This window comes from Pseudoalteromonas sp. SS15 (genome assembly GCF_049257195.1).
Classification (GTDB): Bacteria; Pseudomonadota; Gammaproteobacteria; order Enterobacterales; family Alteromonadaceae; genus Pseudoalteromonas.
Genome location: NZ_JBMMUD010000002.1, coordinates 174,559 through 200,505, shown reverse-complemented (window position 1 = coordinate 200,505; position 25,947 = coordinate 174,559). Strand labels below are relative to the sequence as shown.

The following is a 25,947-nucleotide window of genomic DNA, read 5'->3' as shown; positions in this document are numbered from 1 at the left end:
CTTGCGTATTTTAGTCGTTGATGACCAACCCTTAAACTGTACTTTGCTTAAAACCATGCTCGAGCAACAAAATTATCTGGTCGAGCTTGCAAGCAATGGACAACAAGCGCTTGAAAAGTTAAACGAGCACTCTATTGATATCGTTTTGCTTGATGTAATGATGCCTGTAATGGATGGTTTTGAAACGGCACCACTTATCAAGCAGCAAGCCGGGGATGTTTATTTACCGATTATCTTTATTACAGCGCTTGAAGATCACCAAAGTTTTGAAAAATGCCTTGAGGTGGGTGGTGATGACTTTATCCACAAACCCTTCGATAAAATCATTCTTTCAGCCAAAATTAAAGCGCATGCAAGAACACGTCGTTTAAGCCAAGAAGCTAATAGACAAAAGAAAGAGCTCGAATACCACTACAACCAAACTGAGCGTGAGCATGAAATTGTAGAGCACATTTTTAGCAATGCGCTCTCGCAGCAAAAAAACTTTCCAAACATTTGTGACTTCCATCTATCTCCAGCGTCTATGTTCAATGGCGACATGTTTTTAATGGCACAGAGTCCGCTCGGTGGTTTCTATTGTCTGCTGGGGGATTTTACTGGTCATGGTTTAGCTGCTGCAGTAGGGGCTTTACCAGCCTCTCGTATTTTCTATGCAATGGTGGCGAAAGGCATGGCGGTGAGTGACATCGCTTACGAATTAAATAATGCATTGGCAGAGTTATTACCTGGTCATATGTTCTGTGCTGCAGCGATCATAGAGTTAAGTGAATCAGGGCGTAGTGTTTCAGCTTGGTTAGGTGGCATACCGGATATCTATTTAATAGATAAAAGCGGGGAGGTAATTAAAACCCTTGAGTCACAGCATATGGCATTGGGTATTCTAGAAGCTGATGAGTTCGAGAGGAATATTGTTCATTTTGAGGTTAATGACGCTCACCGGCTTGTTATGGCAACAGATGGCATTGTCGAGACAGAAAGTAAACAAGGTGAAATGTTTGGTGAAGAGCGTTTAAAAGCGACGCTTGCAAGCAGATCAAATATCGGCACCGAAGATATTATTGCTCAAGTACATCAGTTTTCTGGTCACAGTGAGCAACAAGATGACTTGAGTATCGCAATTATAAACTGTGTTGCGAATCCGCTGGTTATCAATTCGGAGGTGAGTTACTCTCAGTTGCCATTTGACTTTCACGTTGTGCTAAACGCAGAACAAATGAAACGAAATGACCCCATTTTAGAGCTGGTAAATATGTTAAGTACGGTTGAAGGGGTTGATAATCACCGTTCAAATATTTTTCTACTGCTTTCTGAAGCCTATAATAACGCATTAGATCATGGGGTGTTGGGGTTAGATTCAGAGATCAAAAATCAAGAAGATGGTTTTTTTATTTTCTACCAAATGCGTGAAGAGGCCTTGGCAAAGTTGCAAGCAGCTCAGATCGAAATAAATGCAAATTACGAACCTCAGCATCAACACATTAGATTTACCATTACAGATTCTGGTACTGGTTTTCATGTAAAAGAAGATAGCACGGCTTCTTTATGCCAAGAGCATGGTAGAGGGGTTGGCTTACTAAACGAAATAGCTCATTCGGTGTCTTATAATGAGACTGGAAATTGTGTTGAGCTTATATACTCATTAAATAACAATCCTTATATTTCTTGATTGAGTATTTAGGCGATTACTGAACCTCTTAATTAAGTGTATATAACTTTTGCTTCGAAAAAGTCATATTTCAAAGTCAAATAAGCCCTAGCGCTATACCTATCTGCTAAAAAAATTTTTATCCGAAATTATTTCTAACTTTCACTGGTCTTTAATGTTTCTCAATGAATTGGCTTTGTACCTTTGCAAAGCTGATTTTGTGTGTTAAGTTTCGGGTATCTGGATGTTTGGATGGCTAAAATGATTTCTTCTTATCTTTCACTTTCGGGCGTAACGACATCGCCTTCACTTGTTGAGCAAGCGCTAGCAGAATTAGATGCATTTCTAAACTCTGAACAAGGCACTGCGGATGCGGTTTGGTCTTATTTGATCCCTGAATTAGGGGAAGGCGGAAGCTGCAGTTTATTTGGTCAACTACAAGATGCGCCTTTTGAGTTAGAAAGCTATCTCAATAATAACCAAGAAAATAAAGTGTTCTTGGAAAAGCTCAATGCGATTGTGCGATTCGTTGTTGATAAAACACAGGTCGATTGGTTTGGTATTTATGCAAATACTTTAACCCCTGAAGGTGAGCAATTACTTAAACTGGCTTACCATGGTGCACCAAGCCGTCCTTTGTTCCCGCTTACAGAAGACTTTGCAAAGATAAGTAATAACGTACAAGTTGCCTTATCTTCTAAAGGTCGAGTTGTGAATGATGTCGCTGAATATGTAGCACAAGGTGGTGAGTATTATACCTGTGATCCTAAAGTTCAATCTGAAGCATGTTTACCTATGTTTGATAACATTTCAGGCTGCACAGGGATCATCGATGCCGAGGCGTTCTCAACTGGCATTTTTGATGAACAGGTGTTGGCAGTTTTAGTTGCCGCCTGTATTAGAATTCCTCAGTATTTACCGCGTTCGTAGCACTCGAGTTCTTAAAATTTTATGTTACTATTAACGCAGTTTTAACCCCTGGTTATGCCTTGTAAATACTCTGCGCATTTGCTGGGCACACTGACAAATAACTAAATTAAGAGATGACCTATGTTCTCAGAATTAAAACCGTTACCAACTGATCCAATTTTGGGTCTTATGGCTGCTTACAAACAAGATACTAACCCTAATAAAATCGATCTTGGTGTTGGTGTTTACAAAGATGAGCAAGGTAATACCCCTGTACTAAGAGCTGTAAAGAAAGCTGAAGCTTTTCGTTTAGAAAACGAAACCACTAAGTCTTACATTGGTCTTGCTGGTAATTTAGATTTTTGTCAGAAAATGGAAACCCTGCTATTAGGTGAGCACAGTACATTACTTGCAAACCGTGTTCGCACTGCACAAGCACCAGGTGGTACAGGTGCACTACGTGTTGCTGCTGAATTCATCAAGCGTTGTAACACAGATGCGACAGTATGGGTAACAACACCAACTTGGGCTAACCACATCAGCTTATTTGAAGCAGCGGGCCTAACAGTTAAAGAATACCCATATTATGACTACGAAAATAAGGGCTTGTTGTTCGATGAAATGATCGACACGCTTAAACAAGTACCTAAAGGCGATGTGGTTCTTTTACATGCTTGTTGTCACAACCCAAGCGGTATGGACTTAAACGAAGAGCAGTGGAAAATTGTTGCTGAACTTGCAAAAGAAGTAGGTTTCACACCATTAATCGACATTGCTTACCAAGGTTTTGGTGCAAGCCTTGACGAAGATGCAAAAGGCTTACGTTTATTAGCAGATGCAGTTGATGAGCTGATCATTTGTTCTTCATGTTCTAAGAACTTTGGCCTTTACCGTGAGCGTATCGGTGCATGTTCAATCATTGCTAAAGACAGTGCAAATGCTGATATTTCTAACTCGGTATTATTAAGCGTTGTTCGTAGTATTTACTCGATGCCGCCAGCACATGGTGCAGATATCGTAAATACGATTTTAGGTAGTACAGAACTAGCACAAGAGTGGCATGATGAGCTTGATGAAATGCGTAACCGTATTAATGGTCTACGTACATTGATCAAAGATAGTTTAGCGGCTCAAGGTGTAGCACAAGACTTCTCTTTCATTGATAAGCAAAACGGTATGTTCTCTTTCTTAGGTATTAATAAAGAGCAAATCGAGCGCCTTCAAAAAGAATACGCAATTTATATTGTGGGTTCTAGCCGTGTAAATGTTGCTGGCGTGAGCCAAGCTAACATTGAGTACTTCTCAAAGGCGGTAGCTGAAGTATTAAAATAATTAAGCATTACGCTTAAGTAAATGCCACTTTTGATAAGTGGCATTTTTGTTTCTAGATTGTACTTTCTCTTGTGTTGAAGTAGATAGCGAATCTCTCGCAAATTGCCTGTTTTAGTGCAGTTTGTTATAAGTAAGTAGAAGATGTTCCCAGCATTTTCTGGTCGTACGGTTTATGTAACCGTTACAATCCGCCCAATGTCAGTCTGTAAGGTATGTTTATGCGTCATGAAATTTGGCAGCAGCTTCGCCAAGAAGCAACAGAGTTAGTAAGTAGAGAGCCACTTTTGGCAAGTCATGTTTACTCGAGTGTTTTAAATCACGAGTGTTTAGGCTCTGCGTTAAGTTTTATTGTTGCAAACAAGCTTGCAGATGCGGTGGTCTCGGCTTTTACAATTCGTGAATTGTTCGACCAAGCTTTTGTTGATTGCGACAGAATGTTGACTCATGTTGCTCATGATATAAAAGCAGTTAAAGATCGTGACCCTGCGGCCGATAGTTATTTAACTGTTATTTTGAACTTGAAGGGTTTTCATGCAATCCAAGCACACAGACTTGCACATTGCCTCTGGCGTCAGAACCGCAAAGAGCTCGCACGTTTCATCCAAAGCCGTACCTCTGAAGTTTTTGGCGTTGACATCCATCCTGCTTGTAAAGTCGGTCATGGCATTATGTTTGACCACGCTACTGGCATCGTAATTGGTGAAACCGCGGTAATCGAGGACAATGTATCAATCTTACAATCTGTGACACTCGGTGGTACGGGTAATGAACAAGGCGATCGCCACCCGAAAATCAGAGCGGGTGTATTGATAGGGGCAGGTGCAAAAGTACTGGGTAACATCGAAGTTGGAGAAGGCGCACGCATAGGTGCAGGTTCAGTGGTATTAAACCCAGTGGCGCCTCATACAACAGTTGTAGGTATCCCAGCTAAAGTGGTTGGTAAGCCGAATTGTCCTTGTCCTGCAGAATCGATGGATCAAAACTTCTTAGAAGATGAAGTGTCTTTAGAAAACGAATCCTATACCAGCGCTATGCTATAAAGCGTTTATACATAATGACAAAGGCTGCTATTGTGCAGCCTTTGTTGTTTCTAGAGTGTGTTTAACTGTAGTGTGAATTTCACCATCATGGACTTGAGTGACAAGAGTTTCTCCTGCTTTTACTTGTCCAATCGATTTCACAACATGCTCGCCTTTTTTCGTGATTGAATAGCCTCTCGCTAACACGCCCAGTGGGCTGATGCTTTCAAGTCTTGCCGCTAGCATGGCTAACTGTTGCTGTGCCACCTGTTGGTTTTTATTTTGTGCGTTCAATAATCTTTGCTCTAACTGCTGAAGCGCATCTTTTGATTGAGAAAGTCGACGTTCAGGGTGTTGATGTTGGAACCTTTGTTGCAGCAAACTCAGTTGGTTATTTTTTTGATTGAGCTGAGCATGCACACCGCGTTGTAATCGCATCGAAAGCTCGTCTAAACGCTGTGCTTGTTGCTGTAGTTGACTATTTGGATGTTGCAGCTTGAGTCGCTGTAATAGCGCATTGTTAGTTTGCTTCGCTTCTTTGATTTTACTCAGCATTAAATGACTTAAGCGTGCGTACTTTTCAATAATGTGTTTTTTAATCGCATGTTGATCTGGGCTGACTAGTTCAGCGGCTGCTGATGGGGTAGGGGCTCTTAAATCAGCAACATAATCTGCAATGGTGGTATCTATTTCATGACCCACCGCACTGATAATAGGTAAGCGACTGGTAAATATCTCGCGGGCTAAATGCTCTTCGTTAAAGCACCATAAGTCTTCTAACGAGCCGCCACCACGTCCCACAATCAGCACGTCGACTTCATTTCGGATATTTGCCAAACGAATTTTCTCTGCAATTTGCAGGTGTGCATCGCTGCCTTGAACTTGGGTTGGGTATACAATGACTTCAAGTTGTGGTGCGCGGCGCTTCATTACCGTCAAAATGTCTTTAATTGCCGCGCCAGTGGCAGAAGTAACCACACCTACTTTTCTTATTTGTGTTGGCAGAGGTTGTTTATGTGCACTGCTAAATAGTCCCTCAGCAGCAAGTTGTAACTTGAGTGCTTCAAATTGTTGTTTCAGTTGGCCTTCACCAGCAGGTTCCATATGCTCAACAATCAGTTGATATTCACCGCGGGGTTCATACACAGAGACGCGGGCCGTAACAACCACTTGAGCACCATTATTGGGTTTGTATTTGCTGTAACGGTTATTACCTCGCCACATTGCGGCCTTAATTTGTGCTTTGTCATCTTTTAAAGAGAAATACCAGTGGCCAGATGCTGGTGCAACAAAGTTAGAAATTTCTCCGGTTAGCCTTAAAGAAGCAAAACCTTGCTCTAAAATGCCGCGAATTTCTTTATTTAGCTTTGAAACTGAATAAACTTGGTGCTGTGGAGCTGAAGAAACTGAGAATGTCATCATTGGCCTCTGAAAAAATTACCGCGAAACTTTAGCATATTTTTTGAAAAAAAGATTTACTCACTAAAGCAACGCTGATAAAATTCGCACGCAATTCCTATTACTCAATTCCACGTGAGAGATACCGCAAACATGCTAAGAATTGCAAAAGAAGCCCTAACTTTCGATGATGTGCTACTCATCCCTGCACACTCAACTGTATTACCTCATACCGCTGATTTAAAAACGCGTTTAACGCGTGGTATTGATTTAAACCTACCTCTTGTTTCTGCCTCAATGGACACTGTAACTGAAGCGCGTCTTGCTATTGCACTAGCACAAGAAGGCGGCATTGGTTTTGTTCATAAGAATATGACGATTGAAGAGCAAGCGAGAAATGTTCGTAAGGTAAAAGCTTACGAAGCGGGTATTGTATCTTTCCCTGTCACTGTGACAGCTGACCTGACAATTGAAGGTGCGCTAGAGCTTGCACAAGAGAAAGGTTTCTCAGGTTTCCCTGTGGTTGGTGAGAATAACCAACTAGAAGGTATCGTAACTAGCCGTGATATGCGTTTTGAAACGCAACTAGATAAGCCTGTTTCTTCAGTAATGACGAAACAAGCCGATCTTGTGACAGTTAAAGAAGGCGCTGCACGTGAAGAGATCTTAGGTCTGATGCACGAGCACCGAATTGAAAAAATCTTAGTAGTTGATGATGCGTTTGCATTAAAAGGCATGATCACAGTTAAGGATTACCAAAAAGCACAAGAAAAGCCGAATGCATGTAAAGACGAGCAAGGTCGTCTTCGTGTAGGTGCTGCTGTTGGCGTTGGTGCAGGTACTGATGAGCGTATCGCAGCACTTGTTGAAGCGGGTGTTGACGTGCTGCTTATCGATACTTCACACGGCCACTCTCAAGGCGTTATTGACCGTGTTAAAGCAACACGTGAAGCATACCCTGATTTACAAATCGTTGCCGGTAACGTTGCAACAGCTGAAGGCGCGATTGCGCTAGCTGACGCTGGTGCTGATGCAGTTAAAGTTGGTATTGGCCCAGGTTCAATTTGTACTACTCGTATCGTTACAGGCTGTGGTGTACCGCAAATTACTGCTATCTCTGATGCTGTTGAAGGCTTAAAAGGCCGTGACATCCCTGTGATTGCTGATGGTGGTATCCGTTTCTCTGGTGATATCGTAAAAGCACTTGTGGCTGGTGCATCATGTGTAATGGTTGGCTCTATGCTTGCGGGTACTGAAGAGTCTCCAGGTGAAGTTGAGCTTTACCAAGGTCGCTACTACAAGTCTTACCGTGGTATGGGTAGCTTGGGGGCGATGAACCAAAAAGAAGGTTCTTCAGATCGTTACTTCCAAAAATCAAATGAAGCAGACAAATTGGTACCAGAAGGTATCGAAGGTCGTGTTGCATATAAAGGTCCTATCGCAACGATAATTCACCAACAAGTGGGTGGTATCCGTAGTGCAATGGGCTTAACTGGCTGTGCAACGATTGCTGAACTAAATACAAAACCTCAGTTCGTTAAAGTAACGTCTGCAGGTATGGGTGAGTCACACGTTCACGACGTACAGATCACCAAAGAAGCGCCTAACTACCGTATGGGTTAATGCGCAACGCATATTAAAAATTGGGCTAGCTCAGGCTAGCCCTTCTTAATTTTAGGTAAAGTTCGTTTTTGTGCTTTACTAAACTTATCGTTTTCTAACCAACGAGATTATCAATGAGCAAAGACATCCACGATTCCCGCATTTTGATCTTAGATTTCGGTTCTCAGTACACGCAGCTTATCGCGCGCCGTGTTCGTGAAATCGGTGTTTACTGTGAGCTTTGGGCTTGGGACGTAACGGAAGAGCAGATCCGTGAATTCAACCCACAAGGTATTATTTTATCTGGTGGCCCTGAGTCAACGACAGAAGAAAACAGCCCACGTGCTCCTGAGTACGTATTTAATGCAGGTGTGCCTGTATTAGGTGTTTGTTACGGTATGCAGACTATGGCGATGCAGTTAGGCGGCCTAGTTGAAAGCTCAGACAAGAAAGAGTTCGGTTACGCACGTGTTGAAAAACTAGGTAACTGTAAACTATTTGAAGACATTCAAGATCACATCGAGAATGGTTCTGATTTCCTAGACGTGTGGATGAGCCACGGCGACAAAGTTATCGAGATCCCTGAAACTTTCATTACATCTGCAAAGACTGAAACATGTCCACATGCAGCTATGTCTTGGGAAGAAAAACGCTTCTACGGCGTTCAGTTCCACCCAGAAGTAACACACACACAGCAAGGTCAGCGCCTTTTAGAGCGTTTTGTAATTGATATCTGTGGTTGTGAAAAGTTATGGACACCTAGCCAAATCATCGAGGATGCAGTTGCTCGTATCAAAGAAAAAGTGGGCGATGATGAGGTTATTCTAGGTCTTTCTGGTGGTGTTGATTCATCAGTAGTAGCCATGCTTATCCACCGTGCAATCGGTAAGAAGCTAACCTGTGTATTCGTTGATAACGGTCTACTTCGTTTAAACGAAGGTCAGCAAGTAATGGATATGTTTGGTGATAAGTTCGGTCTGAACATCATCAAAGTGGATGCTGAAGAGCAGTTCTTAAATGACCTAGCAGGTCTTTCAGATCCAGAAGATAAGCGTAAAGCAATCGGTCATACGTTCATTGACGTGTTCGATGCTGAGTCTAAAAAGCTGAAAAATGCGAAATGGTTAGCACAAGGTACAATTTACCCAGATGTGATCGAGTCAGCGGCTTCTAAAACAGGTAAGGCGCATGTGATCAAGTCTCACCATAACGTAGGTGGTCTACCTGACGATATGGAAATGGGTCTAGTTGAGCCGCTTCGTGAGTTATTTAAAGATGAAGTACGTAAGATTGGTCTTGAGTTAGGTTTACCTTACGACATGCTTTACCGTCATCCATTCCCAGGTCCAGGTCTAGGTGTACGTGTACTAGGTGAAATCAAGAAAGAATACTGTGATTTACTTCGTCGTGCAGATGCTATCTTCATTGAAGAACTACATAAAGCAGACATCTACCACAAAGTATCGCAAGCATTCACTGTATTCCTACCGGTTAAATCGGTTGGCGTAATGGGTGATGCACGTAAATACGACTGGGTCGTATCACTTCGTTGTGTAGAAACTATCGACTTTATGACAGCGCGTTGGTCACACTTACCTTATGATTTCTTAGGTCTGGTATCAAACCGCATCATTAACGAGATCGATGGTATCTCACGCGTGGTTTACGATATTTCTGGTAAGCCACCTGCAACCATCGAATGGGAATAATGAGCAAGTAGTTCATTGCTAATTTGATGATTAAAAAGGCGAATAGATAAAATATTCGCCTTTTTGTTTATTTAAGCCGCAGTTAAACATTTTTTTGAAATTTTTACTTTACCTTTAAAAAAACCTCTCTATAATGCGTCGTCATTGCAGGGGCGTAGTTCCAATTGGTAGAACAGCGGTCTCCAAAACCGATGGTTGCGGGTTCGAGTCCTGCCGCCCCTGCCACTTCTTACTTTGCTTTCTCTGCTACAAACCTTTATATTCTAAAAAAATTCTTCAAGATTTAACTATGCGCGCATTGCATGCTGATGTTTTAGGTATTACACCACTTAAACTCAATTCACATTTTGCTCCAGAGACACCTGAGTCTGAAATGAACTCGACTGATCACAGAGAGATGCCTTTAATAGCTTCTGAGCAGCAAACTGAGCAACATGAGTTACTAACCCTAGCTTATCAATTACATGCTGATTTATTATTGCTACAGCCCGCAGGCTTTGCAGAAATAATAAAGGGCGATAGGGTCAAGCTGCAGAACAACGTGCTTACTCTTCCTTCTGTGAACCTCACGGTTGAGCACAAACGTGCGTTATGGAAGTTATTACATGACAAGTAAAATAGTTGCGGGCTTGCTTAATGACATGCCGCTTGAAACCATTATGGATATTGAACAGGCATGCCATAGCTTTCCTTGGAGTGCTAAAACCATGCAATCCTGTTTAGGAGGCCGTTACTATAATGCGGGCTTATTATTAGGTGATGAATTGGTTGGTTTTTATATTGCTGAGCAAGTTGGGCCAGATCATACTCTTATGGATATTTGTGTTGCCCCAGCATATCAAGGGCAGGGTTATGCAAAACAGCTTATGGTTCACTTGTTGGAACAGGCGCAAGAACGCCAAGCTGAAAACTGTTTTTTAGAAGTAAGAGAATCAAACCTAAGCGCGATTGCAATTTATCAAAAGTTCGATTTTTCAGAAGTGGGTTTACGGAAAAACTATTACCCAGCGAAAGAGGGTAAAGAGCACGCAGTGTTAATGGCGAGAAGCTTCTTTTAAAAGCGCTAATGCCATTTAATTCACAGTTTGCTGCTGTTGCGCCAAGGTGTACTTGATGGCTTCACATAGATTCAATTGCGTGTACTGCCACTGAGCCTGCTGATTGGTCATTAAGCTATTTTCAAGCTCTTCAGCAGCGCTGTGAATGTTCATAAAGCCAAAGCAGCCAGCACTACCTTTTAAGCTATGAGCTAGTGCTCTGAGCGACTCCCACTCCTGATTATCATAATAGTTTTGCACTTGTTTAAGATAGTCAGGCAGCTTTTCCATGTAATTTTTGTTGATTTGTACAAACTTTTCACTGGCTAATAGGGAATCCCACTTAGATTGACTCGCGGCCTGGATCTGTAGGTGCTCTAAAAGTACTTGGCCAAGTTGCTTCTTATCGATTGGTTTTGCCAAGGTTGCATCACAGCCAGCAGCAAGGTAAGACTCAACATCATGTTTCATGACATTTGCCGTGAGTGCTATGATTGGGCCATCGTAGGCCGCGTGCCTGAGCATTTCAGTGGCTTCAAGGCCACCCATGACAGGCATTTGCATATCCATCAAAATCAGTTGGTAATCATTAACTAACGCTTTCTCAACTGCTTCAGCGCCGTTATTGGCTATATCCGGCTTAATTCCCCATGCATCAAGTAGTAGGCAGATCAATTCTTGGTTATCAGGGTTATCTTCGGCCAGTAGAATATTGGCATCAAACTGGGTTGCTGCAAGCTCTTGTGAGGCATCAGGGATATGTGCTGACTCCTCCAATTTATTGATAAGTTGGTAGTCGCCATTCGGGAAGTTTGCTAAAACACGAATGGTAAACTTACTGCCCACACCTTGCTCACTCATTACTTCTACATCACCGCCGAGTAGCTGGGCTAAATTTTTAGAAATACATAGACCTAGACCGGTTCCACCGAAGCGGCGTGTGGTGGTGCTATCAGCCTGCTCGAAGGGTTTAAAGACGCGTTTTATTTCACTGTCAGACATGCCGATACCAGTATCTTCGATGATAAACTCAACACTTTGACTTTGGTGAATAAATCGCACGCTTAAACGTATGCCACCGTACTCGGTAAACTTCACGGCGTTGGTGGTAATGTTTAATAAGATTTGTTTTAAGCGAGTGATATCGCTGTAAATGGAGCGCGGCAACGGAAATTGGTAGTCCATCGAAAAAGACAGCTGCTTTTCCTGAGCTAGAGGCGCGATGATCGACTCAACGTCTTCAAGTAGAGGTTGAAGTTTGAATGGACGATTTTCTACATCAAGTTTTTCTGCTTCTATTTTAGATAAATCTAGGATGTTATTTATCAGCTCTAACAAGTGCTTTGAATTTCGCAGTACCGTGCTCAAGTGGTTTCGATTCGCGGTCGCTTGCGGGTTGATAATCAACTGCTCGGTGAAACCCATAATCGCAGTCAGAGGGGTGCGGATCTCATGACTCATATTGGCTAAGAAGCGACTTTTTAAATCACTCGCTTGCTCAGCTTCCCTAATAGCAATTTCGAGTTGTTGATTTGTTTGTTCAAGTTCCTCAGTACGAACATCAACCATTTCTTCTAGGTGTAACTTATAGGTTTTAAGTTCAGATTGAGAATCTCTGATCTGTTTTACCATGTGGTTGAAGTCTCTAAATAAAAGTCCAACTTCATCGTTGCTTTGTTCAGGTAAAGAGACTGATAAATTACCATCACCGACCTTATGGCTGGCAGCGCCAAGTAATTCAATTGGGTTTAAAAGTAGGTTCCTTACCACTATAAAAATCAAAATAGGGAGGGTTATCACCGACAAGATAACAATTAATGCCGTGATCAAACTAATTGCTTTGCCTGATTGATACAGCAGTGCTTTCGGAATGCTCGATAAATAATAATAACCACCACTTAATTGCACCGCATAAACCATACGTTCGATGTTATCTACACTCGACAATTTAATAGATTTTAGTGTACTGCGCTCTGCGGTTTCTTGTATTTGTTGAGTTTCTTCGACGTTCAATGATTGCGCATAAAGGCTCGGATCTGAGCTGAATAAGATTTCACCTTGCTGAGTGATTAATAGGTTAAGGGTATTGTTATAAGGTGACTCTAAGATACTGGAATGTATCACTGACGGGTCAACTTGAACTATGATAAAACCTTGTTGTTTCGGTTTTTTCAGTTGGTAATCAACACTGAAAATTTGTCGTACAAGATAGATATGCGTGGTGTTGTTTTCAGTCGGCACCATGAATTTCTGTTGTCGCATACTGCTATTTTTTACTTGCTCAAAAAACGGATAACTTTGTGGTGCCTGATTTAAATTATTCGCATAGTACGCTTTTGATTCACCCTCAGGTGAAACTAGGTTAATACTTAATATGTCAGGGTAGGCATCACTGTAACTGGCGAATACATCCATTAAAGCGCCAAGCCGAGCGGTTTTTTCAAAAGGTGTTTCAAAATCTTTGGCAAGAAAATCGCTTAATACAGGAGAAGTTGAGAGTAGTTTGGTGGTCGATTGGTAGATTTCAATATAGTTGAACATTTTCTGATGTTGCTGTTCAACAAATCGACTTACCGTTAATTTTGCTTGTTTTTGTGTTGAGCTAGTAACGTTAGTTAAGGTGAAACCACCTAAAAACAGCAAAGGTAAAATCACTAATGGAGTGATGTACCATAATAATTTTATACTTAACTTGCTGGTTTTCATGCGATTTAAATAACGTCCTAAATGTTCTTCTTGTTAGCATAATGGAACAAAGCCCAAGTATCTAATCCTAAGACAATGCGGCTTTTTTAACAAGTCATATGCGCTATGTTCATACTTGTTTAATAAAGCAACTATTTTGCTTCAAATAAACATTGAGTGAATACTAGGTCATCTATAAGTTGATAGTGAACATTAACTTCTAAACTCGTTTGCACTTGTTTGCTTAAGTTATGCATTATTTTAAAAGTTAAAATAGTCTCGCTAAATGCAATTAACTTTGCTTTATCGAAGCCAAAATATTTTTTCACAAAAGGGTAGAGGGCTTTATAAATACTTTCTTTGGCAGAAAAAATAACACTTAAGGGGTGCGTTACTTGCTTACCAAGTTCATGAAATTGCGTTTTTTCGTCATCTCGTAATATATGTGTTTGCAGTTTTGTCTCTTGACTATCCTTCATCAATTTTTCGACATCAATACCTACGCTTGTGGCGCGATCTTGCAAGCCAGCTATCGCAGCAGCAATGCCCTTGGTATGGGTAATTGAACCAAATGTACCTGCCGGCCAAATTGGCACTCTATCATCTGAGGTATGGACTATTGGTTTTTCAAAATTCAGTGCTTTGAGTGCTTGAGCTGCACATAGGCGACCTGCTAAATATTCAGCTTGGCGCTTGTAAACGGCTTTTTTTATGCGTTCAGGCAGCGGCTGGTTAAATAAATCAAAACTGTCAGGTTTATAGCTGTCTGCATCGAATTCCAGCACCACGAGTTCAAGTGGGAGATGATTTTTAAAAACAGACGATTTGGTTACTTGCATGGCTCACTCCGTTTAAGGGGCTGAGTGTCAGTTATTTGTTTTTAAATCGCAAGTTTTTCTAAGCAGGTTAAAGGTTGAGCTATTTAAGTAGGTAAATAAGTTTTACAAAAGTTTACCTGCTTTCCTTCAGTCAAGATCTTAGGATGAACTTAAAGTAAAAAATGTTTTGGCTAGGTCACTAAACACACACTTTGTTACAAACGCAGAAAGTTATTTTGTAATAAAAACTTGGGTTTAGGGTCTTAGTTTAAGACATATGAAATGGATTGATACTATGCAGCTGAATCAAACTTTGTGTTATCTAAGTGCATCGCCTTGGCAGCTATTAAGAAAAACCACCGCTATTTTATTGCCTGCGATTTGTATTCTACTGGCCTACGATCTAGCCGAATCATCGGTGATAGCCAACACCAATGAGCAGTTATTGCAACTCTATGGATATGCCCAGCCTCTATTTGTATTATTGATGGCTTTTGCTGTTGCTTTGTCGGTTCGAACGAATATGGCCATGGTGCAATTGGTTGAGCAGCAAAATAAAGGGTTGTTTGCTCATATACGCTTTGGAGTATTTGCCAGCGCAGCGGTATCTATTTTCTTATTACTCACATTAGATGAAATACTGGCCTTATTTGGTTTAGCTGAGTGGTTAAGTAGTTTATCGGACGAGCAGTTTGTTGGATTTACTTCAGAGATCATGTCGTTTTTAACAGTGCGGATCAGCACACTCTTTGCCCTCGTGATTATTTGGCAAGTGAGCAGCGCGCTCAGAGCGTTAAACGATTGTTGGTATTCGGCACTGTATTTATTGCTTTGGATGATGTGTAAATCAATTGGTTTGATAGTGTTAGTTCATCAAAGTGAGCTTCATTTACTAAGTTCTCTCGGCGAGTTGCATGCTTTTGTTGATGTTTTATTTGCAGCGATAGGTTTAAGCCTTGTGCTTATTAGGCATAAATCGAGTTTATTTTCATCAAGCAAAGCAGTAAATGGTAATTTAGATACGATACTGATTATTTGTCAGCAGTTAATGCCTGCATGCTCTCTTGCGCTATTAACTTATATCGCCAGCCAGTTTGATGCGGCTTTTATCGCAGTATTTGCTTTAACCTTTAAAATAGAAGCATTGGCTTTATTGATCCCTATGGTGCTGACCGCTTCATTGCCTGCAATAGTCGGCGTCAATTATTGGTCAAATAATAAAAAACGTGCTGTGAGTATTTTAAAAAGTGCGTTTTATCTCATTATTGCGATGCAATGTGTGATAGCCGTCTTGCTTTATCTATTTCAGTCACAGCTATTTGCTGGGATCTGCCCCGATTGTCAGCAAATTACCTTGTTAAAATACTTCATTCAATTCTTGCCCATTAGTTATGTCGGCTTAGGTATGTCTATGGTGTATGTCTCTTGTTTGAATGCGATGGGCAAGAGTAAACAAGCCATGGTATTTTTGGCTTTCCACCGTCTATTGCTTATCCCAATTTTGGCTGTGTTGGGTCTTAATCTATTTGGCAATATGGGATTATTTATTGGTTTAGCAGTATCGCATTTGGTTATGGGGGGGGTTGTACTTTATCAAATCACTGTTGTTTACAGCCGTTCAAGAGATGAACAAAACGACATGGCTCAATTAGACTTGCAAACAGAAAAAATTTAACTATTTGAGAAGAAAAAGTTGTTATAAAAACCGCTGCACGATTGAGTATCTCGGCAAGATAAGCGAAAATAGTGGATTAACTGATATTCATAGCCTGAGCAGGGCAAGTAATTTCATTTTACTTGTGCTGTGCTCAACTTAAGAGAAGATTTTAATCGATGTCAAACGCTTCAATTCCTCAGGAAGTCTCGAAAAGACGGACTTTCGCGATTATCTCGCACCCGGATGCGGGTAAAACCACCATCACAGAAAAAGTACTTTTATTCGGAAAGGCCTTACAAAAAGCCGGTACAGTAAAAGGTCGTGGTTCAAACCAGCACGCTAAGTCTGACTGGATGGAAATGGAAAAAGAGCGTGGTATCTCGGTCACAACCTCTGTGATGCAATTCCCGTATAACGATGCATTGGTGAATCTACTAGATACTCCGGGACACGAAGACTTCTCTGAAGATACTTATCGTACACTGACTGCGGTTGACTCATGTCTGATGGTGATCGATGCAGCAAAAGGCGTAGAAGACCGAACACGTAAACTAATGGAAGTAACGCGCTTACGTGATACGCCAATCGTGACTTTCATGAACAAGCTTGACCGTGACATCCGTGACCCTATGGAAGTGATGGACGAAGTTGAAACTGAACTTAACATCATGTGTGCGCCGATCACTTGGCCAATCGGTTGTGGTAAAGAGTTTAAAGGTGTGTATCACATTCACCGTGATGAAACGATTTTATACGCAACTGGCCAAGGCCATACCATCCAAGAAAAGCGCATCATTAAGGGCTTAGATAACCCAGACTTAGATGCAGAAATCGGGGATGAATTAGCAGAGCAACTTCGTGAAGAGTTAGAGCTAGTAATCGGTGCATCAAACGAATTTGATCATGACTTATTTTTATCGGGTGAATTAACGCCTGTATATTTTGGTACAGCATTAGGTAACTTCGGTGTTGACCACATGCTTGACGGTTTAACTGAGTGGGCGCCAACGCCTATGCCACGTCAAACAGAAGAGCGTGAAGTAAAAGCCGAAGAAGAAAAGTTCTCAGGTTTCGTATTTAAAATCCAAGCGAACATGGACCCGAAACACCGTGACCGTATCGCTTTCATGCGTATTGTATCGGGTAAATATACCCAAGGTATGAAGATGGACCATGTCCGTATTGGCAAAAAAGTCAGTATTTCTGACGCGGTTACTTTCATGGCCGGTGACCGTGAACGTGCGCAAGAAGCCTTTGCCGGTGACATCATTGGTCTTCATAACCACGGTACAATCCAAATCGGTGATACCTTCACACAAGGTGAAAAGCTTAAGTTCAGCGGTATTCCAAACTTCGCGCCAGAGTTATTCCGTAGCATTCGCTTAAAAGATCCTCTTAAGCAAAAGCAGTTATTAAAAGGCCTAGTTCAGCTTTCAGAAGAAGGTGCGGTACAGGTATTTAGACCATTACAAAATAACAGCCTAATCGTAGGTGCGGTTGGTGTGCTGCAGTTTGATGTGGTTGTTGCCCGTTTGAAAGCGGAATATAACGTAGATGCAATCTACGAGAGTGTGTCAGTACAAACTGCGCGTTGGGTAACCTGCGACGACGATAAGAAAATGGCTGAGTTTAAACGTAAGTGTGAAGCTAACTTAGCCCTTGATGGTGGTGATAACTTAACTTACATTGCACCAAGCCGTGTAAACTTAAACTTATCAATGGAACGCTATCCTGATGTTCAGTTCCACCATACACGTGAACACTAATAAACGCTTAAATTGAATCGATTTTAACCTTGCTGGCATTGATGGTTGGCAAGGGTTACAGGATAAAAAATGAATATCAAAACTCTATTAATTGAAAAAGCCAACGCGGCGATGCACGCTGCGGGTATTCCTGAAGGCACAAACCCAGCGGTTACACAATCTACTCGTCCGCAATTTGGTGATTACCAAATCAATGGCGCAATGGGCGCTGCAAAAGCTTTAAAAACTAACCCGCGTGAACTTGCACAAAAGATCATCGACAATTTAGACGTTGCAGATCTTGCTGCAAAAACTGAAATTGCAGGCCCGGGTTTTATTAACATTCACCTAAAGCCTGAGTTTTTAGCTGCAAGCCTAGAAGCGGCAAACCAAGATGCAAAACTCGGTGTTGCTGAGCATGCAAATCCGCATAAAGTTGTGGTTGATTACTCTTCACCAAACCTTGCAAAAGAAATGCACGTAGGTCATTTACGTTCTACCATCATTGGTGATGCGGTTGTACGTGCCCTTGAGTTCCGTGGTGATACGGTTATTCGTCAAAACCACATGGGTGACTGGGGGACTCAGTTTGGTATGCTTATCGCACACCTTGAAGATTTACTTGAGCAGGGCGTAGACCTTGAAAAAGTAGCACTTGCTGACCTTGAAAGCTTCTACCGTGACGCGAAAAAGCGTTTCGATGACGAAGAAGGCTTTGCTGACAAAGCACGTGACTATGTAGTTAAACTTCAAGGTGGCGACGCACACTGTAAGAAACTTTGGCAGATGTTTATCGACACATCGGTGAAACACTCTGAAGAAGTATACGCGAGATTAAACGTTACCCTTGGTCGTGACGATATTAAAGCAGAAAGTGCTTATAACGATCGCCTACAAGGTGTGATTGACCTACTGAAAGAAAAAGGCATTGCGGTAGAAGACCAAGGTGCACAAGTGGTATTCCTTGATGAGCTTGCCAACAAAGACGGCGAGCCATCAGTGTTCATCGTACAAAAATCAGGTGGCGGTTTCTTATATTCAACCACTGACCTTGCAGCCTGTGATTACCGTTCAAACGAGTTAGACGTAGACCGTATCTTAATTTTCGTAGATGCACGTCAGGGCTTACACTTCAACCAAGTTGAAATCACAGCACGTAAAGCGGGTCTGTTAAAAGACAAAACCAGCTACGAGCCAAGCCTGTTCGGTACTATGATGGGTGATGATGGTAAACCATTCAAAACTCGTACGGGTGGAACAGTTAAACTTGCAGACCTACTTGAAGAAGCAGTAAGCCGCGCAGCAGATAAAATTGCTGACCGTACAGCTGAATTAAGCATCGAGGAGCGCAGCGAAATCGCCCGTAAAGTGGGTATTGGCGCAGTTAAATACGCTGATTTATCTAAGCACCGCACCAGTGACTATATCTTCAACTGGGATACGATGCTGAGCTTTGAAGGCGCAACCGCACCTTACTTACAATACGCTTACACACGTGTAAGTGGCATTTTCCGTAAAGCGGGTGTAGACCGTGCAAACCTTGCTGGCAGTATCAACATTGTTGAGCCGCAAGAAAAAGCATTGGCGTTAAAACTTCTTCAGCTTGAAGAAGTGTTAGATCTGATGATCAGCGAAGCGACTCCGCACGTATTATGTGGTTACTTATACGAGCTTGCGAGCCTGTATATGACATTCTACGAAGCGTGCCCAATCTTAAAAGATGATGTGGCAGCAGATGTACGTGAAAGTCGTTTGCTACTATGTAACTTAGTGGCTAAATCACTACGTACCGGTCTAGACCTTCTGGGCATCGAAGTGATGGAGCAGATGTAATCTGTTTCATTCACTGATTGAATTTTATAGGCCGCGCAACAGCATGTTGTTGCGGCCTTTTTTATATCTAATTAAGAGCAGATTGTTATTAACCTAAGCTCAGGTTAACGAGTAAGGAACGAATATGAAATTAGAAGACATTCGTCGCGAGTATACTCAAGGCGGCTTACAGCGTGAAATGCTAGCAGATGATCCTATTGTGCAATTTGAAGCATGGTTAAAACAAGCGGTTGAAGCCAAGTTTAGTAATGATCCGACAGCCATGGTTGTTGCAACGGTCGATGAAACTGGCCAGCCTTCACAGCGCATCGTACTGCTTAAACATTTGGATGAAAATGGCTTCGTATTTTTCACCAATACCGGCTCACGCAAGGCACAAGAGTTAAAGAGCAATAACAAGATTTCTTTGCACTTCCCTTGGCATGCCATAGAACGTCAAGTGATTGTATATGGTGAGGCAAAACCGCTACCAACCAGCGCTGTGGCAAAGTATTTCTTATCTCGCCCTAAAGAGAGCCAACTCGCGGCTTGGGCGTCACAGCAGTCTCGTCCGGTATCATCGCGTCAGGCACTGATGCAAACCTTCAACAGCATGAAGTCAAAGTTTGCCAAAGGCGATATTCCACTACCAGATTTTTGGGGGGGCTATTGTGTAGAGCCAACTAAGATTGAATTCTGGCAAGGTGGCGAGCACCGCTTACATGATCGCTTTATGTATGTGAAGCAAGCCGAAGACAGCTGGGCTATTGAAAGGTTAAATCCTTAAGCTTCGCTTCAGTATGCAATTCATAGACACCCACTGTCACCTTGACTTCGATGAGTTTAAAGACGACTTTCAAAACCATGTTTACCGTGCAAACCAGCTTGGTATTCATGGTTTTGTTGTGCCTGGGATCACATTAAAACAAAGTAAAGCATTGCTGAGTTTTAAACAGCACAATCCTGGTGTTTATATTGCTTTCGGTCTTCATCCTTACTTTATGGCAGAACATCAAGGCGGTGATTTTGAACAGCTGAAAAGGTTGGCGATTGAACATCGCGAGCAGCTGGTGGCGATTGGTGAGTGTGGTATTGATGCGAGTATTGCAGATATTGAAAAGCAACAAGTGCTTTTTGTAGAGCATATTAAGCTTGCGAATGAGTTGTCGCTGCCGCTAATCGTGCATCATAGGCAAAGCCATCATTTGATCATGCAAGCATTTAAGCAAGTACAGCCAAAATGGGGCGGGGTGATCCATGCTTTCAGTGGTTCACTGCAACAAGCGCAAGCGTATATCAAACAGGATTTTAAACTTGGCGTGGGGGGCACGATAACGTATGAACGTGCCAACAAAACCAAGCAAGCCTTGGCACAAGTGCCACTCGATAGCTTAGTGCTTGAGACCGATGCGCCTTCTATGCCGCTTGCGGGTTATCAAGGGCAGGTGAACCCACCTGAACGTCTTAAAGCGGTATTTGATTGCCTAGTCGCAATTCGTAGCGAGTCAGAGTCTGAGATTGCTGAGCAGGTTTATGCGTCGTCTTGTTCGCTTTTCAAGATTTGACGCTTTACTTCCCAACGTTTTAACGCGCGCCCTAATTGCCAAGTGAATACACAGGTAATGATCAACATTAGCAACACCATACGACCGAGCTCGTGAAAGTGATGATGACTTTCACTCATGGCATCTTGGGTTAAATACACCATATTTACAAAGCCAAGGGGCTTATCGTCCGCATCAAGAATGGGCAGCACGATGGCATCTTTCAATTTGCTGATCCCCGGTAGTTGTTTGGCAATGCCTTGATTGAGCGGCTCGGCTTGAAATCCTTCACTTTTAGTTAAGAGTTGCCCTTGGTGGTCATAAATCGCAGCGCCTAACACGTAGGGGTCTTTGGCTAAATTCTTGGTCAGTTTTTCTAACTTATCAAGCGCTTGGCTTTGCATTGCAAAGCTGGCGTTCCATGCTGTTTGCTGTGCCAAACTTCGGGCTGCTTGATGCGCTTGATTATGTAACAGTTGGTGAGAGCGAAAACTGGTATTAAAGGCAATCCAAGTCAGTGTGACAAAGCAAGCCGCAGCAATGATTAAACGGATCAAGCGTCGGTTTTTCGAAGACGTTATCAAATCAAGTGCTTGTGTATTTTTCATAGTATCCATATTGAGTGCTGACAGCCTTTTGGAATGATGTTACAAATGCATTGTTACTAAATTTGGAGCTCACAATGGCTGGTATTCGCTTTAACCTTACACCGCAACTTCCACTCACCGATTTATGCACCTTAGCAAAATGGTATCAGATTGAAAATGATCACTTAGTCGAGCAAGCGTCTAAGCCATCGCAATTAGGTGAAGATTTTATCGTGTTTTTTGGTGCCCAAGCGAACACACAATTTTTGCAATATGCGATTGAGTTTATTGGCGAAGCTAATATCAATCTGGTAAGCCTATATCAACCTACAGCGCAATTAGCACCCGCGTTAGCGTTTAACGTTACAGCACAGTTTGATGACTTAAAAGCATATAAAAAACAGTTGCGCAGTTTTGCTGCTGAGCACGGTTTTGAAGGTGCCTATTTATCAAAGCCAGCCAGTTTGAGCCAGCCAGGTTTACTCATCATGGATATGGACTCTACGGCGATAGAAATTGAGTGTATTGATGAAATAGCACGATTAGCCGATGTTTATGACGAGGTTGCCAGTGTGACTGCTATGGCAATGGCGGGGCAATTAGGGTTTAGCGAAAGTTTATATCAGCGCGTGGCGAAACTTGAAGGTATTGAACTGTCTTTGATCCAACAGCTAAAAGATAATTTACCGCTGATGGAAGGTATCAAAGACCTTTGTCATACATTAAAAGCCCATAACTGGCAGTTAGTACTTGCATCTGGCGGTTTTACTTGGTTTGCGGAAGCGCTGCAAAAGCCATTGTCGCTAGAGGCCTTTTATGCCAATGAGCTGGAAATAGAAGAGGCGCGTTTAACAGGTAAAGTACTAGGCGATGTGGTCGATGCTCAGAAAAAGGCTGATATTTTAGCTAAGACGCGCACGCAGCTTGGTTTAGCGAAACAGCAAACCATTGCCATTGGTGATGGTGCCAATGATTTAGTGATGATGGCAGAAGCGGGAACAGGGGTAGCCATTCATGGCAAACCAAAAGTGGTTGAAAATGCCGATGCGGCCATTTGTCATGGCTCGTTATTACAGCTGTTGTATTTTATTGCATTACCAAAGTAATCAGTTTGCCAGTGATTAATTGTTCGAAAAAAGGAAGTCGCTGCGACTTCCTTTTTTTGTGTCTATGAAGAGGTTATCTTCGACATGCGTCCACATTTTCACAGGTAGGGAAATAACTCATATGGCAAATACCTTGTGGCGTTGAAAAACCAAACCCACCTGCAATGTTATGAGTCGCAACTTTATCAATGGTTTTTGCATTCGATAAGTTCTTTAACTTCTTTTTATTCAATTTCATGATCAGTTTCCTTCTAAATAAAGCCGAAATTGGCTTTTTCATGTTAGGGGGTAAAAAAGTTAGGAACAAGTTTTTACTCAGAGTAAAAAATTATAAAAACAGTTTGTTCAAACGATTAAATGCTATTGAAAAGCCTGCACTATTTAACTCCTTTGAATACTTAGGCTATGTGAACGATTAAGGCTCAAAAAAGTAAATCAAAATATCAACGGCAATTAAGACGATGATCACCCACTCTAAAAAAGCAGAGTGTTTGTGGTTCTGCTCAGTGCTGAGCATATCCAAAAGCGTATGAATGGTATCGAGCTTTTTCTGTAAAATTTGAATGCGCGGTAAAAAGTCCAAGTACTTACTTAATTGCTGATACAGCCCTTCCAGGTGAGGGTTGTCCCAAAAAAACTCTGGTGTATCGAGCAAGTTAAAATGCAAGTTAATATCTGTGCTGGTTTTAAATAACGCGCCTCTCAACTTAGCGAGTTGCTTGCGAGTAAGAGGCACGATACCTGTTTCAGCTAGAGTCTCAGACAAGTAAGCGTTATCGTTGATCACAGTTTGTGCTTGCTCTTCAAAAAACTCTAATTTGGCCGATTGTGCAAAGGCATGACTGAGCGCCAGTTTAGTCATACTGTCGGTATTGTCTAAATAGAGGCAATCATCTTTTATATAGAAAGAGTCAGTATCTGTTTGCTTATAAATGTAATGTTCAATACTCGGCCTATGAATAGGTTCAATTACTAAGTCTTCTATTTTAGCAATGAGTTTACTTAATTCATCTTGGTTAAAGTTCCAACACACTAAAACTGCATAATCAAAAAGCCACGCTTGTTTTTTACCAAGGGTTAGCCCATAGGCGTCTTTTATTTGTTTGGCACCATAATGATCGACTAATTTAATTTGGGCTTTTTCTTTATCAATACTGTGCCCTAGTAAGGTAATTACCAAACGATTTTCTAACTGAGTTTGCTCAGACATTGCTTGACTCCATCGTCAAAGACTTGGCCAAAATGGCGCTTATTTTCTCGCGCATTTATAGACTGAAATTTATGCAATAGAAATAGTAAGCAGAGGTTTTTAGTGATTTATTTTATTGTCGTGACGACAAAAAATAACAGTTGGACTTGAGGGGGGCCATACCGTTAAATGCGCGCAATTAAGCCAGTCCTATACATTGATTTTTTTAAGGGTAGAAATGAAAGACAACTCAGCGATTGAACAAGTTCGCGCAAGTTACAACGTACCACATTGGAGCCAAGGGTACTTTGATATAAACGACCAAGGTGAGTTAACGGTATCGCCAGATACGGCAAACCCTAACCATGCGGTGAGTTTATCTAACATTGCCGAGCAAATTCAGCAGCGCGGGTTATCTTTACCAGCTTTGGTTAGATTTCCACAAATATTACATCATCGTGTACATAGCTTATGTAATGCGTTTAACCGTGCCATTGCCTCTTACGGCTATGAAGAAAAGTATCTGTTGGTTTATCCAATAAAAGTAAACCAGCAACGCGAAGTGGTTGAAGAGATTTTAGCTAGCCAAGCTGAGCAAAGTGAGAAGCAACTTGGTCTAGAAGCAGGCAGTAAAGCAGAGCTTTTAGCGGTGTTAGCGATGGCACAAAAAGTCAGCTCTGTGATTGTGTGTAATGGGTACAAAGACCGCGAGTACATTCGTCTTGCTTTGATTGGTGAAAAGCTAGGCCACAAAGTGAATATCGTGCTTGAAAAGCGTTCTGAGCTAGAAATGGTACTTGAAGAAGCCTACAAGCTTGGCGTGACACCACGCTTAGGTATTCGTGTGCGTTTAGCTTCGCAAGGCAAGGGTAAGTGGCAGGCAAGTGGTGGCGAAAAGTCAAAATTTGGTTTGTCGGCTTCGCAAGTGCTGAGCGTATTGTCACAGTTAAAAACCAAAGACATGCAAAGCACACTACAGCTCGTGCATTTCCACTTAGGTTCGCAAATGGCGAACATTCGTGATGTGCGTACTGGTGTGAGTGAAGCGGCACGTTTTTACTGTGAGCTACGTCGTTTAGGTGCGAACTTAACCTGTATGGATGTGGGCGGTGGTTTAGCGATTGACTACGACGGCACACGCAGTCAATCAAGTAATTCGATGAATTACTCGCTTGCTGAATATGCCAATAACATCGTCTACACAATCGGGGATGTGTGTAAACAGTATGAGCAGCCAATGCCGATGATTATTTCGGAGTCGGGTCGTGCGTTAACGGCGCACCATGCGGTTTTGATCACCAATGTGATTGGCACTGAGTCATATCAAGTCGAAACGGTTGCGTCACCTGATGAGCAAGCGCCTCAGCTATTAAAAAATATGTGGCACTCATGGTTACAACTTAATAATCGTGTTGATGAGCGCGCGCTTATTGAAATCTATCACGATTGTATGAGCGACTTGGCAGAAGTGCATGCGCAATTTGCAATGGGCTTACTTAACCTAGAACAAAGAGCCTGGGCTGAGCAGTTATCGCTCCGTATTAACTATGAGTTAAAGCTGTTACTCGATGGCAAAAACCGCTTCCATCGCCCGATCATGGATGAGCTGAGTGAGCGACTAGCTGATAAGTTTTTTGTGAACTTCTCGCTGTTTCAATCATTGCCAGATGCATGGGGTATCGATCAGGTGTTCCCGGTGATGCCTTTATCTGGATTAGCAGCACAACCAGAGCGCAGAGCAGTATTACTCGATATCACCTGTGATTCTGATGGCACAGTTGATCAGTACGTTGACGGCCAAGGCATTGAGACCACTTTGCCTGTGCCAAATTGGCAAGCAGAGAGTCCTTACTTAATGGGCTTCTTCTTAGTCGGTGCATACCAAGAAATTTTAGGTGATATGCACAATTTATTTGGTGATACGCACAGTGTGGTTGTGAGCATGGACGAGCAAGGACAAAGTCATATTGTTGAGATTAACGAAGGTGACAGCGTAGAAGACATGCTGCGTTATGTTCACTTAGATGCAGACGAATTCAGACAAGCGTTTGCACAATTAGCAGAAAACAAACTGCCAGAATCAGAGCGCGCACATGTATTGGCTGAGCTAGACATGGGCTTAAAAGGTTATACCTATTTAGAAGATGTATAAA

The 25,947-nt window shown here is 42.1% G+C and carries 21 protein-coding genes and 1 tRNA gene; 16 read left to right on the top strand and 6 right to left on the bottom strand.

What is annotated here, in order from left to right; all coding sequences use genetic code 11:
* Position 1 precedes the first annotated feature (1 nt).
* The 4 genes from AAEU28_RS05055 to cysE all read left to right on the top strand — a co-directional run bounded on the left by AAEU28_RS05055 (position 2) and on the right by cysE (position 4,926).
* Positions 2–1,666, top strand: a complete 1,665-nt coding sequence (locus tag AAEU28_RS05055; protein ID WP_421963220.1) for a SpoIIE family protein phosphatase — start codon at positions 2–4, stop codon at positions 1,664–1,666.
* 240 nt (positions 1,667–1,906) lie between these two features.
* The gene (locus tag AAEU28_RS05050) at positions 1,907–2,575 is read left to right on the top strand and encodes a GAF domain-containing protein (protein WP_421963483.1); all 669 of its coding nucleotides are present in this window, start codon (positions 1,907–1,909) and stop codon (positions 2,573–2,575) included.
* A gap of 120 nt (positions 2,576–2,695) precedes the next feature.
* Entirely contained in the window at positions 2,696–3,886 is a 1,191-nt protein-coding gene (locus AAEU28_RS05045) for an amino acid aminotransferase (RefSeq protein WP_421963219.1), read from the top strand.
* A gap of 218 nt (positions 3,887–4,104) precedes the next feature.
* Positions 4,105–4,926, top strand: a complete 822-nt coding sequence (gene cysE, locus AAEU28_RS05040) for a serine O-acetyltransferase (RefSeq protein WP_138482628.1) — start codon at positions 4,105–4,107, stop codon at positions 4,924–4,926.
* A gap of 27 nt (positions 4,927–4,953) precedes the next feature.
* Here cysE and xseA read toward each other — a convergent pair whose 3' ends face one another.
* Positions 4,954–6,324 (bottom strand): exodeoxyribonuclease VII large subunit, encoded by a 1,371-nt coding sequence (gene xseA, locus AAEU28_RS05035; protein ID WP_421963482.1) that lies wholly within the window; start codon positions 6,322–6,324, stop codon positions 4,954–4,956.
* A gap of 132 nt (positions 6,325–6,456) precedes the next feature.
* Here xseA and guaB point away from each other — a divergent pair, with 132 nt between their 5' ends.
* From guaB to rimI, 5 genes are all read left to right on the top strand, one after another.
* Positions 6,457–7,926, top strand: a complete 1,470-nt coding sequence (guaB, locus tag AAEU28_RS05030; protein WP_421963218.1) for an IMP dehydrogenase — start codon at positions 6,457–6,459, stop codon at positions 7,924–7,926.
* 113 nt (positions 7,927–8,039) lie between these two features.
* Positions 8,040–9,614, top strand: a complete 1,575-nt coding sequence (gene guaA / locus AAEU28_RS05025; RefSeq protein ID WP_390441720.1) for a glutamine-hydrolyzing GMP synthase — start codon at positions 8,040–8,042, stop codon at positions 9,612–9,614.
* Between the two features lie 148 nt (positions 9,615–9,762).
* Positions 9,763–9,839 (top strand) — tRNA-Trp (locus AAEU28_RS05020).
* A gap of 64 nt (positions 9,840–9,903) precedes the next feature.
* Positions 9,904–10,230, top strand: a complete 327-nt coding sequence (locus AAEU28_RS05015) for a hypothetical protein (protein WP_421963217.1) — start codon at positions 9,904–9,906, stop codon at positions 10,228–10,230.
* Entirely contained in the window at positions 10,220–10,672 is a 453-nt protein-coding gene (gene rimI / locus AAEU28_RS05010) for a ribosomal protein S18-alanine N-acetyltransferase (protein ID WP_421963216.1), read from the top strand. Before AAEU28_RS05015 ends, rimI begins: the two co-directional genes overlap by 11 nt.
* A gap of 15 nt (positions 10,673–10,687) precedes the next feature.
* On the opposite strand, the gene AAEU28_RS05005 is transcribed toward rimI, so the two are convergent.
* Complete coding sequence (locus tag AAEU28_RS05005) at positions 10,688–13,357, bottom strand: ATP-binding protein (protein ID WP_421963215.1); 2,670 nt, start codon at positions 13,355–13,357, stop codon at positions 10,688–10,690.
* Positions 13,358–13,488: 131 nt separating this feature from the next.
* On the bottom strand, positions 13,489–14,175 hold the full coding sequence (locus AAEU28_RS05000) for a 4'-phosphopantetheinyl transferase family protein (RefSeq protein WP_421963214.1): 687 nt from the start codon (positions 14,173–14,175) through the stop codon (positions 13,489–13,491).
* A 274-nt stretch (positions 14,176–14,449) separates the two neighbouring features.
* Here AAEU28_RS05000 and AAEU28_RS04995 point away from each other — a divergent pair, with 274 nt between their 5' ends.
* The 5 genes from AAEU28_RS04995 (at position 14,450) to AAEU28_RS04975 (ending at position 20,933) form a co-directional block, all read left to right on the top strand.
* Complete coding sequence (locus AAEU28_RS04995; protein WP_421963213.1) at positions 14,450–15,829, top strand: MATE family efflux transporter; 1,380 nt, start codon at positions 14,450–14,452, stop codon at positions 15,827–15,829.
* A gap of 158 nt (positions 15,830–15,987) precedes the next feature.
* On the top strand, positions 15,988–17,577 hold the full coding sequence (gene prfC / locus AAEU28_RS04990; RefSeq protein ID WP_058030675.1) for a peptide chain release factor 3: 1,590 nt from the start codon (positions 15,988–15,990) through the stop codon (positions 17,575–17,577).
* Between the two features lie 69 nt (positions 17,578–17,646).
* Positions 17,647–19,389 carry an arginine--tRNA ligase gene (gene argS / locus AAEU28_RS04985; protein ID WP_421963212.1) on the top strand — a complete coding sequence of 581 codons (1,743 nt, stop codon included), beginning with the start codon at positions 17,647–17,649 and terminating at the stop codon, positions 19,387–19,389.
* A gap of 124 nt (positions 19,390–19,513) precedes the next feature.
* Positions 19,514–20,155 (top strand): pyridoxamine 5'-phosphate oxidase, encoded by a 642-nt coding sequence (gene pdxH, locus AAEU28_RS04980; protein ID WP_421963211.1) that lies wholly within the window; start codon positions 19,514–19,516, stop codon positions 20,153–20,155.
* A 13-nt stretch (positions 20,156–20,168) separates the two neighbouring features.
* The gene (locus tag AAEU28_RS04975) at positions 20,169–20,933 is read left to right on the top strand and encodes a TatD family hydrolase (RefSeq protein WP_421963210.1); all 765 of its coding nucleotides are present in this window, start codon (positions 20,169–20,171) and stop codon (positions 20,931–20,933) included.
* On the opposite strand, the gene AAEU28_RS04970 is transcribed toward AAEU28_RS04975, so the two are convergent.
* Positions 20,900–21,529 (bottom strand): AhpA/YtjB family protein, encoded by a 630-nt coding sequence (locus tag AAEU28_RS04970; RefSeq protein ID WP_421963209.1) that lies wholly within the window; start codon positions 21,527–21,529, stop codon positions 20,900–20,902. The genes AAEU28_RS04975 and AAEU28_RS04970 overlap by 34 nt on opposite strands.
* Before the next feature lie 65 nt (positions 21,530–21,594).
* Between AAEU28_RS04970 and serB the strand changes: the two genes are divergently transcribed.
* Positions 21,595–22,605 (top strand): phosphoserine phosphatase SerB, encoded by a 1,011-nt coding sequence (serB, locus tag AAEU28_RS04965; RefSeq protein ID WP_421963208.1) that lies wholly within the window; start codon positions 21,595–21,597, stop codon positions 22,603–22,605.
* A 73-nt stretch (positions 22,606–22,678) separates the two neighbouring features.
* On the opposite strand, the gene AAEU28_RS04960 is transcribed toward serB, so the two are convergent.
* Both AAEU28_RS04960 and AAEU28_RS04955 read right to left on the bottom strand, forming a co-directional pair.
* Positions 22,679–22,843, bottom strand: coding sequence for a hypothetical protein (locus AAEU28_RS04960; RefSeq protein WP_421963207.1), 165 nt, complete (start codon positions 22,841–22,843; stop codon positions 22,679–22,681).
* 177 nt (positions 22,844–23,020) lie between these two features.
* Positions 23,021–23,815 (bottom strand): RMD1 family protein, encoded by a 795-nt coding sequence (locus AAEU28_RS04955; protein WP_421963206.1) that lies wholly within the window; start codon positions 23,813–23,815, stop codon positions 23,021–23,023.
* A gap of 217 nt (positions 23,816–24,032) precedes the next feature.
* On the opposite strand from AAEU28_RS04955, the gene speA reads away from it, so the two are divergent.
* Positions 24,033–25,946, top strand: coding sequence for a biosynthetic arginine decarboxylase (gene speA, locus AAEU28_RS04950; protein WP_421963205.1), 1,914 nt, complete (start codon positions 24,033–24,035; stop codon positions 25,944–25,946).
* Position 25,947: the final 1 nt, after the last annotated feature.